Consider the following 15,230-nt stretch of genomic DNA (forward strand, 5'->3'; position numbering starts at 1 on the left):
CCCATGGACGCCCTCACTCGCTACCTGCCACGCCTGCGCTGGCAATGGCTGCAGTGCCAGCAACGCCTGGGTTTCTGGGGGTTGCTGGCCCTGGGCGTGATCGCGGCGGCGCTGTTGATCGAAGTGGCGGTGATTCGACCGGCGAATCTCGCCGACACCCAGCGACGTCAGGAACTTGAAGCCGGGATCGCCGAACAGCCCCAGCAGGTTCAAGTCACCACGCCTGCGGTGGTGGACAAACTGCCCACCGCCGCCGACTTCGCGCCGCGCCTGGAAAAACTGCTGGGCCTGCTCACACGCCACGGTTTCATCATCGCCCAGACCCAGTTGGCCTACTCCGCGCCGGGCGACACCGGCCTGCAACGCCTGGACGCGCAGATTCCGCTCACCGGGCCCTACAGCCTGCTGCGCGAAGCCCTGGCCGAGGTGGCGCGCGAGCCGGCCGTGCGTATCGAAAGCCTGACGCTGGAGCGCAAGGACATCGCCAGCGGCATGCTGAATATCGACCTCAAACTGAGCCTGCTGGGGGTGGTGGAATGAAACTGCCGCTGTATCTGCGCATCCTGTTACTGCTGACCCTGGTCAGCTGTGGCTGGCTGTTCTGGCAGGACACACCCGACAGCCCCACACAACCGCCAGCGCCTGTGGTGACCCGGCCGGTCGAGGCGCCGCCAGTGTCTGCCACCGTCACCGCCGCGACGCTGGTGCCTATCGACCTGTTCCCCGCCCAGACCTGGGCACCGCCAACGCCGCCGCCCGCCACGCTCGACCCGGCGCCGCCCAGGCCGCCGCCACTGCCCTTCACGGTGAGTGCGCAATGGCGCTACGAAAACCAGGCAAAGATTGTCGTGCTGAGCGGCAATGGCAGCCAGTACACCCTGTGCCACCGCTGCTCGGTACCCGGGCGCATCGTGCCCGGCAAGATGCTCGACGCCCATTACCGGCTGGACAAGGTCACCGACACTGCCGTGGTGCTGACCTACATGCCGCTCAGGCATACCAGCACCTTACGGCTGGACACTCACTGACCGGGGCAGGACACGATCATGGCCAAACGTACGTGGATTCCCTTGAGCCTGGCCATGGCCCTGCTCAGCGCCTGCCAGACCCAGCGGGCCATCAAGGAGAGCGACGAGTTGCGCCAGAAGGGCGACATCATCCGTTCGGTCGAAGTGCTGCAAGCCGAAGCCAAACAAGCCCCTGACGATGTGCAATTACGCACCGCCAATTTCAGCAAGCTGGAACTGCTGGTCGCCCAATACAGCCGCGAAGCCAGCACTGCACTGATGCGTGGCGACGACGCCGGCGCCATCCGCGCCCTGGAAACCATCCTCAAATACGACCCCAGCAACCTCGGCGCACGCCAGGAAATCCAGAGCATCCAGGCCATGAAACAGCTGCGCCCGCAACTGGCCCAGGCCTACGAAATGAAGCGCGCCAACCCGGTGGAGGCGCTCAACCTGGTGCGCCGGATCATCGCGCAAAAGCCCAACTACCGAGAGGCCCTGGACTTTCGCAATGCTCTGACCCGCGAGCTGGTGAGCGCCGACTACCTCAGCGCCGACCTCTCCGAGGCGATGCGCAAACCCTTGAGCCTGGAATTCAGCGCGCAAAGCCTGACCACGATTTTCGAGACCATTGCTCGCCTGTCGGGGGTCAATTTCGTCATCGACAAAGACGTCAATCCCAGCGCCTCCGCGAGCATGACCGCCAGCCGAACCACCGCCGAAGACGCGCTGAACCTGCTGCTGACCACCCAGGGGCTGGACAAGAAAGTCCTCAACGCCAACACCATCCTGGTTTACCCCCGACGCCCGGACAAAGAACGGGAATACCGCGAGCTGGCCGTACGCACCTTCTACCTCAGCCATGGCGACCCCAAGGTCATCGCCGCCGAGATCAAACAGGTGCTCAAACCCAAGGAGGTATTGGTCGATGAACGCCTGAACGCGGTGATTGTGCGCGATGGCCTGGACACCTTGAGCGCGGTGGAAAAACTGGTGGAAGCCATTGATATCGCACAGTCGGAAGTGACCATCGATATCCAGGTGCTGGAGGTCAGCCTGACCGACGAACTGAACCTGGGCATTCAGTACCCGGAGAGCATCGGCCTCTCCGTGGGCAACTTCGCCAACGTACCTGCCGGGCTGGCGGGCACTCCGCTCAGCGCGTTACGGGGGATCAATGGCGACAACATCCTGCTCGATTCGGGCAGCACCTCGGCACGCATCAATATGCTGCAACGCAGCGGTAACACCGTCACCCTGGCCAACCCCAGGGTACGGGTGCGCAATCGCGAAGAAGCCCAGGTGAACATCGGCGACAAGATCCCGGTGGTCACCACCACCACTGCCAACCAGATCACCACCTCGTCGGTGTCCTACCAGGACGTTGGGCTGCAGATCACCGTCAAGCCGAACATCAGCCTGAGCGATGAGGTGAACCTGGAGTTGAACGTGGAAATGAGCCATATCACCAAGCGCATTCCCGGCTCGGAAAACGTACCGGCGACGTTCGAGCTCGGCTCACGGTCCACCAAGACCCTGCTGACTGCGCGCAACAATGAAACCCAGATCGTCTCGGGGCTGATCCGCACGTCGGACGTCGACGAGGGCTCGGGGTTGCCATGGTTGAGCCAGATCCCGTGGATCGGCAAGAAGCTGTTCGGCACCAACCAGAATACCCAGCAGAAAACCGAGATCATCCTGCTGCTGACCCCGAGGATCGAACGCAACCTGGACCTGCCGATTTCCCAGATCAGCACCTTCCACAGCGGCACCGAGGCGCGCAGTTCGACCCAGGGCATGATCCTGCGCGACACCACCGAAAAAATGATCCTCAAGCCCATTGGGGGCGACCCCACACCGGCGCTGCCCCCGCCGATGCAGCAACCGGATGCCACCTGGCAACCCTTGCCGCCACCACTGCCGGATCTGGTGCCCAAACCTGCGCCCCAATGAAGCCCCCTCCCACATTGGTTTTGCAGTGTTTATGGGGTTAGCGCACCACGCCTTCTTCGATCAGCAACTTGAGAATGGCCTGGGCGCCTTCCTCGGCGCTCACACCTTTGAGCACTTGCCCACCGCCACCACTGGCCTTGGCCGTGGCCGCTTTCATACGGTCGGCGCCGCTCTTGGCCTTGATCACCTTGAGGCGCTTGGGCCGGGGCTTGGCCGGTTGCAGCAGCGCAGCGGTGAACAACTCGTCTTCTTCGATCTCGACCTCATGGGCCGCCAGTTCACCGCGCTGAGCCGGACCGTAGGCACTTTGCCGCGGCTTGGGCGCGGCGTTGTCCACTGTGGCCAGAAACGGCAGGCGCACCTTCAAGCGTCGGCGCTGACCACGGGGCAAGGCTTGCAGCACATGGGCCACCCCGCCGTCGATGGACTCCACCTGTGCCAACCCAACGATCAGCGGCCAGCCCAACTGCTCGGCCAACAGGAACGGCAACATCCCCGAGCCTTCGCCGGTTTCCGCCTGGCTGCCGGTGAGCACCACCTGGGCACCCGCCTCGCGCAGGTAGTCACTGAGTACCGGCAAGGCGTCGCTACCCGCCGGTTGTTCCAGCACATGCAGGTGCGACAGCCCCATGCCCAGGTAACTGCGCAGGGTCGGTTCGGCGATGTTGCCGGCATGCAGCACCTGTAACTTATCCCCAGCCATTTGCAGGCCGAGTTCGACGGCGCGTGCGTCCTGTTCGGCGCGGCGCGGCCGCCCGGAGGTGGGATGGGCGCCGATGGACACCAGGCTGATTACATTCGTGGTCATGGTCATGTCCTCAAGCCGCATCGCGCTTGGCGCCGTTGCGGTAGGCCTCGACCGCATCGATCAAGGCTTGCAGAATCGCGGCGCTTTCGCCGATCACCGACAGGTCGGCACGCTTGATCATGTCGCAGCCCGGGTCGAGGTTGATCGCCACCACCTTGTCGCAGGCGCCAATGCCTTGCAGGTGCTGGATCGCCCCGGAAATCCCCACAGCCACATACACCCGCGCCGTCACCCAGGTACCGCTGGCGCCGACCTGGCGATCACGCGCCATGAAGCCGTCGTCCACCGCCACCCGCGAGGCGCCTTCGGTGGCCCCCAATGCGGCGGCGGTCTGGTGGAACAGCGCCCAGTCCTTCACGCCGTTGCCGCCGGAGAAAATAAACTCGGCCTCGGCCATGGGGATCGCCGCTGGGTCCACCGCCACCGCGCCGAGGTCTTCGATACGCGGCAGGCTGCGCGCCAGGGTTGTGGATAACTCCACGGGCAGCACTTCATGGCGTGTGTCGCTGACCGGATCGGCGCATTCGGCCGCCGCGAGAATCAGGCGCGCCAGTGGCCGGGCCAGGTCCTCCTGGCCGGCACCGGCACGGCCGATGCACGCCTCGCCCTTGATCTGCCACACGCGAGTGGCCGGGCGCTCCTTGAGGCTGGCGGCAAAACGCCGACCCAGCTCGCCGCCACCGCTGCGGCTGTCGGGCAGCAACCAATGGCGCGGGTTGAATTGGTTATCCACAGCGCGCAAACCTTGCACCCGTTGTTCCGGTGAATAACCGTCGAACTCATGGCCGTCCAGCACCAGCAGGCGATCGACGCCAGCTGTGGCAAACGCGCTTTCCTTGTGTTCGCCAAACACCACCGCCAGCACCGCGCCGTCGCTGCCGGCGAGTTGCCGCGCCAGGCCGAGCAGGTCGCGGTCGTGGCTGCTCAAGCGGCCGCCGACCATGTCTGGCACCACGTTGATGTAGAACGCCGGCATAGGCACCTGATGCAGCGGCAACTGCACCTCCACCGCCGCCGTACGCTTGGCCGCACCGCCCTGCTGGGCACCGCTGCGGTCGATGCGCTTGATGCCGTTGGGGCCGATAAAACCGACGCCATGCACGTTCTTGCGGATAACACCGTTCGGCCCCATCCAACTGTGTTGCACCGGTTGCATCGCCGCATGCAGCGGGTGCAGGCGGTTGCGGGCAATCCATTCGGCCCGTGGGTCGCGGCGGATAATGTCGCTCATCAGTGCACCTCCGCAGGTTCACGCTTGTTGGGAGCTTTGGCCGGTGCGACGTCTTCCAGCAAGGCGTCGGCCACCAGCTCGGCGATGTCCTTGATCAACGGACGCGGTTCAACCACACCTTCGAGCATCGCCGTGCACTGCGGGCAACCCACCGCCACCAGCTCGGCACCGGTCTCGCGGATGTCTTCCATGCGCATGTCGGGGATACGTTGCTTGCCCGGAATATCAGTGATGGGCGCGCCGCCGCCACCGCCGCAGCAGCGCGAACGGAAGCCCGAGCGTTGCATTTCCTTGACCTCGATACCCAGCGCCCGCAGCACTTCGCGCGGCGCCTCGTATTCGCCGTTATAGCGGCCCAGGTAACAAGGGTCGTGGTAGGTCACGCTGTTGCCTTTGTGCTGGCCCAGGTTCAGCGCGCCCTCGCCGATCAGTTCGGCCATGAAGGTGCTGTGGTGCTGCACGTGGTAGTTGCCGTTGAAGGCACCGTACTCGTTTTTCAGCACATGGAAACTGTGCGGATCGCAGGTGACGATGCGTTTGAAGCTGTACTTGGCCAGCGTCTGGATATTGCGCGAGGCCAGCAGTTGGAAGGTCGCTTCATCGCCCAGGCGTCGCGCTACGTCGCCGCTGTCGCGTTCTTCCAGGCCGAGCACGGCGAAGTCGACCTTGGCGGCTTTAAGCACTTTGACGAACGCACGCAAGGTGCGTTGGTTGCGCATGTCGAAGGCGCCGTCGCCGACCCAGAAGAGCACGTCGGCGCTGCCTTTGTCGCTGAGCAGCGGCAGGTTCAAGTCGGCCGCCCAGTTCAAGCGACCGCCCGGTGCAAAACCGCCGGGGTTGTCGGTGGCGATCAGGTTTTCCAGGACTTCGGCGCCCTTGTTCGGCGTGGCGCCTTTTTCCAGGGTGAGGTAGCGGCGCATGTCGACGATGGCGTCGACGTGCTCGATCATCATCGGGCACTCTTCCACACAGGCGCGGCAGGTGGTGCACGACCACAGGGTCTCGGCGTCCACCAGGCCGTTGACGATCGGCTGGTGCGGGTTGCCGCTGTGCTCGCCAATCGGCTTGCCTGGATAAGGGCTGCCGGCGAACTTGGCATCGGTGCCGCCGGCCAGGCCGACCACCATGTCCTGGATCAGCTTTTTCGGGTTCAGCGGCTGGCCAGCAGCAAACGCCGGGCACGCGGCTTCGCATTTGCCGCACTGCACGCAGGCGTCGAAACCGAGCAGTTGGTTCCAGGTGAAATCCTTGGGTTTTTCCACACCCAGGGGTGCGGTTTTGTCGCTCAGGTCCAGCGGTTTCAAACCGGTGGAGCGGCCGCCGCCAAAGCGTTCGGCGCGACGGTGCCAGGCCAGGTGCAGCGCACCGGCGAAGGCGTGTTTCATCGGGCCGCCCCAGGTCATGCCGAAGAACATTTCGGACACGCCCCACAGCACACCCACGCTCAGCAGCGCGGCCAACAGCCAGCCGCCGAAGTCGGCGGGCAGGATCCCGGCTACCGGCAGCGTCACCAGGAAGAAGCTCACCGAGAACGCCATCAGGCTTTTCGGCAGGCGCATCCACGGGCCCTTGGACAGGCGCGACGGCGGGTTGCGCCGCCGCAGGTAAACGAAGGTGGCGCCGACAAACATCAACACCGACGCCAGCAGCAAGGCGTAGCCGAGGATACGGTTATGCAGGCCGAAGCCGTGCACCAGGATCGCCAGCAGCGCCGACAGCACAAAGCCCAGCGCCGTGGCGACGTGGGTGTTGGCGATGTATTTATCGCGGGCGACCACGTGGTGCAGGTCGACCATGTAGCGCTTGGGCATGGCCAGCAGACCGCCCAGCAGGTCGACCTTGGAGGCACGCCCGCGACGCCACATGTTCACCCGGCGCAGGACGCCAAGGACGGCAAGGCCCAGGGCGGCGAATAAGAGAATAGGCAGCAAGGTGTTCAACATGGTGAAGCTCCCACAGACCACACAAATCTAATGCGAAACTGGCCCGAATGTGGGAGGGGCTTGCCCCCTCCCACATCCGGGCCCTGTGGTGTCAGAAATCCTTGCACAGGCGCAGGGCGTCATAGATGGCAGCGTGGGTATTACGCTGCGCCACACAGTCACCGATGCGGAACAGCAAGTACCCATCGCCCGTCTCGCTCAGGCACGGCTGCGGCTTGATCGCGAACAGGGCTTCAACGTCGATCTGGCCCTTGTTGCGCGAGCCTTCCTTGAGCCCGTAGTAGATGGCTTCGTCCGGACGCACGCCGTTCTCGACGACAACCTGATCGACCACCCGCTCCTCTTTGGCACCGGTGTATTCGTTCTCCAGCACCGCCACCAGCTTGTCGCCCTCGCGGTAGACCTTTTCCAGCATCATGTCGCCGGTCATGATCACTTCCTTGGGGTACATGCTGCGGTAGTAGGTCGGGAACGACGTACCGCCGATGGCCACGCCCGGCTTGATGTCATCGGTGACGATTTCCACCTGGCAGCCTTTGTCGGCCAGGAAGTCCGCCACCGACATGCCGGTGAATTCGCAAATGGTGTCGTAGACCAGCACGTTCTTGCCCGGCGCAACTTTGCCGTCGAGCACGTCCCAGCTGCTCACCACCAGGCCTTCGGCAGCGCCCCAGTGTTCGTTCTGCTCGATAAACGGATGCCCGCCGACGGCCAGCACCACCACGTCCGGACGCAGGTCCAGGATGGTCTCGGCATCGGCGGCCACGCCCAGGCGCAGGTCGACTTTCAAGCGCGCCAGCTCCAGCTGGAACCAGCGCGTGATGCCAGCGATCTGGTCGCGTTGCGGCGCCTTGGAAGCGGTGGTGATTTGCCCGCCGATAAATTCTTTCTTCTCGAGCAGGGTCACGTCGTGGCCGCGCTCGGCGGCAACGCGGGCGGCTTCCATCCCAGCAGGGCCGGCACCGACCACCACCACCTTGCGTTTCGGCCCGGTGGATTTTTCGATGATGTGCGGCACGCCCATGTATTCACGGGAGGTCGCGGCGTTCTGGATGCACAGCACATCCAGGCCCTGGTACTGGCGGTCGATGCAGTAGTTGGCGCCGACGCACTGTTTGATCTGGTCGATCTGGCCCATCTTGATCTTGGCAATCAGGTGCGGGTCAGCGATGTGCGCACGGGTCATGCCGACCATGTCCACATAGCCGCCTTCGAGGATGCGCGTGGCCTGGTTCGGGTCCTTGATGTTCTGTGCGTGCAGCACCGGGACCTTGACCACTTCCTTGATACCGGCCGCCAGGTGCAGGAACGGCTCCGGTGGATAACTCATGTTGGGGATAACGTTGGCCAGGGTGTTATGAGTGTCGCAGCCCGAACCGACAACGCCGATGAAATCGAGCATGCCGGTGTCGTCGTAATACTTGGCGATCTGCTTCATGTCCTCGTGGGACAGGCCGTCCGGGTGGAACTCGTCACCGCACAGGCGCATGCCCACGCAGAAGTCGTCACCGACCTCGGCGCGCACGGCTTTCAACACTTCCAGGCCGAACTTCATGCGGCCCTCAAAGGTGCCGCCCCATTCGTCGGTACGCTTGTTGACCCGTGGGCTCCAGAACTGGTCGATCATGTGCTGGTGCACGGCGGACAGTTCAACACCGTCCAGGCCACCGGCCTTGGCGCGCTTGGCGGCGCTGGCGTAGTTGCCGATCACACGCCAGATTTCTTCCGGCTCGATGGTCTTGCAAGTGGCGCGGTGCACCGGCTCACGCACGCCGGACGGCGACATCAGGGTCGGCCAGTTAAAGCCATCCCAACGCGAGCGACGGCCCATGTGGGTAATCTGGATCATGATCTTGGCGCCATGCTTGTGCATGGCGTCGGCCAGGTTCTGGAAGTGCGGGATGATGCGGTCGGTGGACAGGTTCACCGAACTCCACCATTCCTGGGGGCTGTCGATGGCGACCACCGAGGAACCGCCACAGATCGCCAGGCCAATGCCGCCCTTGGCTTTCTCTTCGTAGTACTTCACATAGCGGTCGGTGGTCATGCCGCCGTCGGTGGCATACACCTCGGCGTGGGCGGTACTGAGCACGCGGTTGCGGATGGTCAGTTTGCCGATCTGGATCGGCTGGAACATTGCTTCGAAAGCCATGGCACGGTCCTCGGCTTACAACGGCTTGACGGTGAACAAGCCGTCATCGTGGCCCTCTTCGGAGCCTCCGTAGACTTGTTCGGCCACGGTACGGATGTTGCTGCCACGCGCTTGCAGAATCTGGTCCATGGCGCCGGCAAACCAACCGGTGAACATGTAGTCGACTTTGCGCCCGACCTTGCCGTACACGTAGACAAATGCCGAGTGTTCGAGCTTGACGCTGGCGGTGCCTTTGTCGAGGTCGATGTCCTGGATCTTGAACAAACCCCAGCCGCGTTGCGACAGGCGCTTCATGTAGTGTTCGAACACTGCGACGCCTTCCAGGCCGTGGCATTCGGCTTCTTTTTCACACCAGTGCCAGGCGGACTTGTAGCCGGCCTTGTAGAGAATTTCGGCGTAGGCCTCGGCGCCCAGCACTTCTTCGATGCCCATGTGGTTGTTGACGAAGAAATGGCGCGGCACGTACAGCATCGGCAGGGCGTCGGAAGTCCAGACACCGGTTTCGCTGTCGACTTCGATAGGCAATTGCGGGGCGATCTTGGCCATGGAAACTTAACTCCAGAAAAATTCGTTGTGGTGTTGCCCGTGGATATTTGGCTTATTCGCCCCAAACGTCCTTCAAGACGTTGACCCAGTTCTCGCCCATGATCTTGCGTACCACACGCTCAGGGTGGCCGCGCTTGAGCAGGGTCTCGGTGAGGTTGGGGAACTCGCCCACGGTGCGGATGCCCAGCGGGTTGATGATCTTGCCGAAGCTGGTCAGGCGGCGGGCGTAGCCCTTGTCATGGGTCAGCATTTCAAAGAAATCCTGGCCATGGCCCTGAGTGAAGTCGGTGCCGATGCCGATGGCGTCTTCGCCGACGATGTTCATGGTGTATTCGATGGCTTCGGCGTAGTCGTCGATGGTCGAATCGATGCCCTTGGCCAGGAACGGCGCGAACATGGTCACGCCGACAAAGCCGCCGTGGTCAGCAATGAACTTCAGTTCTTCATCGGACTTGTTGCGCGGGTGCTCTTTAAGACCGGACGGCAGGCAGTGGGAGTAGCACACCGGCTTCTTCGATTCGAGGATGACTTCTTCGCTGGTCTTGGAGCCGACGTGGGACAGGTCGCACATGATGCCGACGCGGTTCATCTCGGCGACGATCTCGCGACCAAAGCCCGACAGGCCGCCGTCGCGCTCGTAGCAACCGGTGCCGACCAGGTTCTGGGTGTTGTAGCACATCTGCACCACACCCACGCCGAGCTGCTTGAAGATCTCCACATAGCCGAGCTGGTCTTCAAACGCATGGGCGTTCTGGAAGCCGAAGATGATGCCGGTCTTGCCCTGCTCCTTGGCCTTACGGATATCGGCGGTGGTTTTCACCGGGATCACCAGGTCGCTGTTCTCGCGGATCAGGGTCTGGCTGGCAACGATGTTATTGATCGTGGCCTGGAACCCTTCCCATACCGACACGGTGCAGTTGGCGGCAGTGAGGCCACCTTTACGCATGTCCTCGAACAGGTCGCGGTTCCACTTGGCAATGATCAGCCCGTCGATAACGATGCTGTCGGCGTGCAATTCGGCTGGGCTCATCAGGCGTCCCCTTATTGGCGATTCATGCGCCGAATCGTCTGCCGGCGCTTTGGGGCCAGCATATGCCCAGGGGCCGACAGAACCGGGTGCAAAAACGACAGGGGAATTGCCGAAAGCGTCAATCCGCGACAAAGGCCTACAAGACTGCTCTGACTGGTGACTGTTCTTTGTCTTACGCTTGAGCCAGAATTCCTGCATCACCTGATATGAGACGGCGCAATGAAATCGATTTTCCTGGCTTTGGCACTCATCGCAACCGGCGTCCACGCGGCAGAAGACACTGACAGCACGCCATGCGATGGCATCGAAAACGACAAACAAACCCTGGAATGCGCCACTTACAACAAAACCACCGCCGAACAATTGTTGAAAGACAACTACCAGGGCCTGCTGGAACGCATGGGTTCGACCTATGGCAGCGACAAGACCAAGCTGGCCGACATTACCGCTCGTCTGAAGGATGCCCAGCAGAAGTGGGAAAAACTGCGTGACGCCGATTGCGCGGTGGACACCTTCCCGGCCGTGAACGGGACCAAGGCCTATGCAATTGATCAGAATGACTGTTTGGCGCGGATGAGTGATGAGCGGTCGGAGTTTTTGGAGTCGATTGGCCAGGAATAAGCGACAATCCCCGCCACTTTCTCTTTGAACCAAGGCCCTTCATGACTATCTGCGGCATCGAAATCAAAGGCAGCGAAGCCATCATCGCCCTCGCCTCCCTGGACAACCAGGCGCTGACCCACGTCGCCCTGGCGACCAAGAAAATCGCCCTTGAAGACGACGATGAAGCCGCCAACGTCAAAGCCTTCGCCGCGCAGGTGAAGGCGTTCGTGCAGGAAAACGCCATCCAGCGCATCGCCATCAAGAAGCGCAGCAAGAAAGGTGAATTCGCCGGTGGCCCGACCACGTTCAAGATCGAAGGGGTGTTTCAGTTGCTGGAGGGGGTCGAGGTGACACTGCTGTCGCCGCAGACCCTCAATGCGCAGAACAAGAAGCACAACTTCGATCTGCCGGCGACGCTGAACAAGTATCAGCATGAGGCCTTCAAGACCGCATGCTCCGCCCTGCTGAAGAAATAAGCCACGCCGAAATCCACTGTGGGAGGGGGCTTGCTCCCGATGGTGGTGGATCAGCTTGCTCATGCATTGGCTGACATATCGCTATCGGGAGCAAGCCCCCTCCCACACTGGGTCTGTGGTGTGTTCAGTGGGGTGTATGGCGCTTGTGCCGCAGCCAGTCGCCGAACGTTTTGTCCTCCAGGGCATAACCGCCCCGACTCGACTTCCACACCAACTCCTTGTCGCGCAAGGCATCGATACAGGCCTGGATGGTCTGGGTGCCCGGCACCACGTCGCTGCCCATCTCTTCCAATGCCTTGCTGACAGCCGTGAGAGTGCTGTCGGTGAATGGCGCGAAGGGTTGGTTGTTTTGAGAACGCTCCACCATTACCTCCAGCACGGCGCGCTGCGGGATGGTCAGGGCGTTCCAGGCGCTTTCGAACTCGGTCCACACGCCTGCGCGCAGCAGTTCGGCACGACTGTGCAGCAGTTGGCCCAGGTTGCTTGCCTCGCCTAACTCCAGTGCGACTTCACCAATAATGGTGCGCAGCATCTCGGGGCGACGGCCGACCAACTCAAACGCCTCATCAATATCAGCCGCGTTGAACTGGTTGGTCTCGGCCAGGTGCGCGTTGAGATGCGCGGTGTAGGCCTGGGTGAATTCCCTGCCCAGCAACGGGAACGGCGTGATGCTGGAACCGAAGAACGGTTGGCTTTTGCCCAGTACCAAATGGGCCAGCTTGTCGCGGTTGGAGCCGGTAAACACCAGGCGCAAGCCGCTGCCCTCCTCGTCACGGCCTTGGTTGAGCTGATCCCGGGCAGCCTTCAACGCGAACATCGCATTGATACCTGACTCGGTGGTTAACGCGTGCTGCGCTTCGTCAATCACCAGCACAACGGGTTTTTCTGCAGCACTGTGGAGCAATTCCAGGGCTTGGGTCAGCGTCGCACCGACAGGCAATTGTGGCTTGGTAAAGTCCCAGGAGAGCGTACGCAGAAAGCTCAGTTTCTCGATGCCAATGTTCTTGGCCAGTTTGCGAATGCCCTTTTCATAGGGCACCAGAGCAGCAGCAATCGCACTGGCAATCAACTCTGCAGGATCTTTGTCTTTGTCGGCCCAGAGATCCACATACACCGCCAGCCAGCCCCGGAGCTGACATTCCGGAATCAGGTCTTCGCGCAGAAAGGTGCTTTTGCCGGTGCGACGGGGCGCCGCCAAAAACAGGCCAGAGGTGAAATCCTGAAGACCGGCCCCTACCAGGCCATCGGCAATACTGCTTGCCAGGGTGGGGCGGCGGAATACAAAGCCGCTGTGCTTGGACATGGATTTATACTCAATTATGGAAAGGACTATAAATTATAGTATCGAGTATAATTCACTATAATTGCCCGTCAAACCACCTCCCGTCGCCGATCCTCCCTCGGACACTTGGCAAACCGCGCCCGGTAACTGCGGGTGAAATACGACGGCGATTCAAACCCGCATGCAATGCTCACCTCCAGTACGCTCATATCGCTCTGACGCAGCAGTTGCCGGGCTTTCTCCAGCCTTAATCCCAAGTAGAAATTGCTCGGTGTGTCGTTCAGGTGCAAGCGAAACAGCCGCTCCAGCTGGCGCCGGGTGACTTTGATCGCTTCGGCCAGCGCCAAGGTGCTCAGGGGCGGTTCGGTGTGCTGCTCCATCTCGCCGATCACTTGCACCAGTTTCTTGTTGTTGATGCCGTAGCGCGTGGCGATCTGCATGCGCTGGTGGTCTTTGCGCGGGCGGATGCGGCCAAGAACGAATTGTTCGGAGACCTGGATCGCCAGGTCCGCGCCGTGGGCCTGGGCGATGAGGTCGAGCATCAGGTCGATGGAGGCCGTGCCACCGGCGCAGGTGATGCGGCGGCGGTCGATCTCGAACAGTTCCTGGGTCACGGACAGGTGCGGGTACGACTCCTTGAAGGCGTCAATGGCTTCCCAGTGCAGGGTCAGGCGGTGACCGTCGAGCAGGCCGGCTTCGGCGAGGACACAGGCGCCGGTGTCGATGGCGCCGAGGGTCACGCCATCATTGTCCAGGCGGCGCAGCCAGTGCTCCAGCGCCGGCGTGGCGAACTGCAGCGGTTCGAAGCCGGCCACCACCAGCAGCGTCGCGCCCTTTTTCAGCGGCTCCAGCGCGGCGTCGGCGTTGACCGACATGCCATTGCTCGCCAGCACCGCGCCGCCATCGGCGCTCAGCACATGCCAGCGGTACAGCTCGCCGCGAAAGCGGTTGGCCACGCGCAGCGGTTCCAGCGCAGAAATAAAGCCAATGGCCGAGAACCCCGGCATCAGCAGAAAGTAGAAATCCTGGGACATGGTGGCGCTCTCGTAGGACGGGCAGCGTGGTCACTGTGATACGCCAGTTCCACGGGCCATTCAAGAGCACAGGTCGCTGCAGTGCAAGAGCTGGTCGCCGCCGTGCGTTTCGGCGGGGCCAAAGCTCCGTAACGTGATCCCACGGCGCACAAAGACGCCGGACCCCACAATAACGACCTGCCGAGGGATCCACCATGAACCGACTGATTCGCCACTGCGTGCTTGCACTCAGCGCCAGCGCCATCTTGAGCACGAACGTACTGGCGGCCGACGCGGCCTCTTGCCAGAACGTGCGCATGGGCGTGGTGAACTGGACCGACGTCATCGCCACCAGCGCCATGACCCAAGTGTTGCTCGACGGCCTCGGCTACAAGACCAAACAAACCAGCGCCTCCCAGCAAATCATCTTCGCCGGTATCCGCGACCAGCGCCTGGACCTGTTCCTTGGCTACTGGAACCCGCTGATGACCCAGACCATCACGCCGTTTGTCGACGCCAAGCAAGTCAAAGTCCTCGACAAACCCAGCCTGGAAGACGCCCGCGCGACCCTGGCGGTGCCGACGTACCTGGCGGACAAGGGCCTGAAAACCTTCGCCGACATCGCCAAGTTCGACAAGGAGCTGGGCGGCAAGATCTACGGGATCGAGCCGGGCTCGGGTGCCAACACCCAGATCAAGGCGATGATCGCCAAGAACCAGTTCGGCCTGGGCAAATTCCAACTGGTGGAATCCAGCGAGGCCGGCATGCTTGCCGCCGTGGACCGTGCGGTACGCCGCAAGGAAGCCGTGGTGTTCTTCGGCTGGGCACCGCACCCGATGAACGTCAACGTCGCGATGACTTACCTCACCGGCAGCGATGACGCCCTGGGCCCGAACGAAGGCATGGCCACCGTGTGGACGGTCACCGCGCCGACCTACGCCCAACAGTGCCCCAACGTGCACAAGTTGCTGACCAACCTGACCTTCACCGCCGCCGACGAGAGCCGGATGATGCAGCCGCTGCTGGATCACAAGGACGCCCTCGAATCCGCCAAGCAGTGGCTCAAGGATCACCCGCAGGACCAGGCGCGCTGGCTGGAAGGCGTGACCACCTTCGACGGCAAACCGGCGGCGGCCAACCTGCAATTGACCAGCAAATAAACCCTATCTAAATCACCGCTTCGCAG

14 protein-coding genes are annotated in these 15,230 nt (G+C 62.4%); 6 read left to right on the forward strand and 8 right to left on the reverse strand.

What is annotated here, in order from left to right; all coding sequences use genetic code 11:
* The first annotated feature begins 3 nt into the window (after positions 1–3).
* The 3 genes from J1G35_RS16310 to J1G35_RS16320 are packed head-to-tail and all read left to right on the forward strand — an operon-like array spanning position 4 to position 2,960.
* Complete coding sequence (locus J1G35_RS16310) at positions 4–540, forward strand: hypothetical protein (RefSeq protein ID WP_223015449.1); 537 nt, start codon at positions 4–6, stop codon at positions 538–540.
* On the forward strand, positions 537–1,028 hold the full coding sequence (locus J1G35_RS16315; protein ID WP_223015450.1) for a hypothetical protein: 492 nt from the start codon (positions 537–539) through the stop codon (positions 1,026–1,028). Before J1G35_RS16310 ends, J1G35_RS16315 begins: the two co-directional genes overlap by 4 nt.
* Before the next feature lie 18 nt (positions 1,029–1,046).
* Positions 1,047–2,960 carry a secretin N-terminal domain-containing protein gene (locus tag J1G35_RS16320; protein WP_223015451.1) on the forward strand — a complete coding sequence of 638 codons (1,914 nt, stop codon included), beginning with the start codon at positions 1,047–1,049 and terminating at the stop codon, positions 2,958–2,960.
* Between the two features lie 37 nt (positions 2,961–2,997).
* Here J1G35_RS16320 and J1G35_RS16325 read toward each other — a convergent pair whose 3' ends face one another.
* The 6 genes from J1G35_RS16325 to J1G35_RS16350 all read right to left on the reverse strand — a co-directional run bounded on the left by J1G35_RS16325 (position 2,998) and on the right by J1G35_RS16350 (position 10,670).
* Positions 2,998–3,768, reverse strand: a complete 771-nt coding sequence (locus tag J1G35_RS16325; RefSeq protein WP_053130946.1) for an electron transfer flavoprotein subunit beta — start codon at positions 3,766–3,768, stop codon at positions 2,998–3,000.
* Positions 3,769–3,778: 10 nt separating this feature from the next.
* Positions 3,779–4,999 carry an electron transfer flavoprotein subunit alpha/FixB family protein gene (locus tag J1G35_RS16330; protein ID WP_053130944.1) on the reverse strand — a complete coding sequence of 407 codons (1,221 nt, stop codon included), beginning with the start codon at positions 4,997–4,999 and terminating at the stop codon, positions 3,779–3,781.
* The gene (dgcB, locus tag J1G35_RS16335) at positions 4,999–6,942 is read right to left on the reverse strand and encodes a dimethylglycine demethylation protein DgcB (RefSeq protein WP_053130941.1); all 1,944 of its coding nucleotides are present in this window, start codon (positions 6,940–6,942) and stop codon (positions 4,999–5,001) included. The genes J1G35_RS16330 and dgcB overlap by 1 nt, the downstream gene beginning before the upstream one ends.
* A gap of 91 nt (positions 6,943–7,033) precedes the next feature.
* The gene (gene dgcA / locus J1G35_RS16340) at positions 7,034–9,094 is read right to left on the reverse strand and encodes a dimethylglycine demethylation protein DgcA (protein WP_053130936.1); all 2,061 of its coding nucleotides are present in this window, start codon (positions 9,092–9,094) and stop codon (positions 7,034–7,036) included.
* 15 nt (positions 9,095–9,109) lie between these two features.
* Positions 9,110–9,640, reverse strand: a complete 531-nt coding sequence (locus J1G35_RS16345; RefSeq protein ID WP_010565965.1) for a DUF5943 domain-containing protein — start codon at positions 9,638–9,640, stop codon at positions 9,110–9,112.
* 52 nt (positions 9,641–9,692) lie between these two features.
* Positions 9,693–10,670, reverse strand: coding sequence for a dipeptidase (locus J1G35_RS16350; RefSeq protein ID WP_010207105.1), 978 nt, complete (start codon positions 10,668–10,670; stop codon positions 9,693–9,695).
* A gap of 219 nt (positions 10,671–10,889) precedes the next feature.
* On the opposite strand from J1G35_RS16350, the gene J1G35_RS16355 reads away from it, so the two are divergent.
* A complete protein-coding gene (locus tag J1G35_RS16355) occupies positions 10,890–11,291 on the forward strand; it encodes a lysozyme inhibitor LprI family protein (protein WP_053130933.1) in 402 nt (133 codons plus the stop codon).
* 41 nt (positions 11,292–11,332) lie between these two features.
* Complete coding sequence (locus J1G35_RS16360) at positions 11,333–11,749, forward strand: DUF3010 family protein (protein ID WP_223015452.1); 417 nt, start codon at positions 11,333–11,335, stop codon at positions 11,747–11,749.
* Positions 11,750–11,873: 124 nt separating this feature from the next.
* Here the strand turns inward: J1G35_RS16360 and J1G35_RS16365 are convergent, their stop codons facing one another.
* Positions 11,874–13,052 carry an AAA family ATPase gene (locus tag J1G35_RS16365; RefSeq protein ID WP_223015453.1) on the reverse strand — a complete coding sequence of 393 codons (1,179 nt, stop codon included), beginning with the start codon at positions 13,050–13,052 and terminating at the stop codon, positions 11,874–11,876.
* A 68-nt stretch (positions 13,053–13,120) separates the two neighbouring features.
* On the reverse strand, positions 13,121–14,065 hold the full coding sequence (locus J1G35_RS16370; RefSeq protein WP_223015454.1) for a GlxA family transcriptional regulator: 945 nt from the start codon (positions 14,063–14,065) through the stop codon (positions 13,121–13,123).
* Positions 14,066–14,259: 194 nt separating this feature from the next.
* Between J1G35_RS16370 and J1G35_RS16375 the strand changes: the two genes are divergently transcribed.
* A complete protein-coding gene (locus tag J1G35_RS16375; RefSeq protein ID WP_053128132.1) occupies positions 14,260–15,204 on the forward strand; it encodes a choline ABC transporter substrate-binding protein in 945 nt (314 codons plus the stop codon).
* Positions 15,205–15,230 lie beyond the last annotated feature (26 nt).

This window comes from Pseudomonas sp. SH10-3B (assembly GCF_019891415.1).
GTDB lineage: Bacteria > Pseudomonadota > Gammaproteobacteria > Pseudomonadales > Pseudomonadaceae > Aquipseudomonas.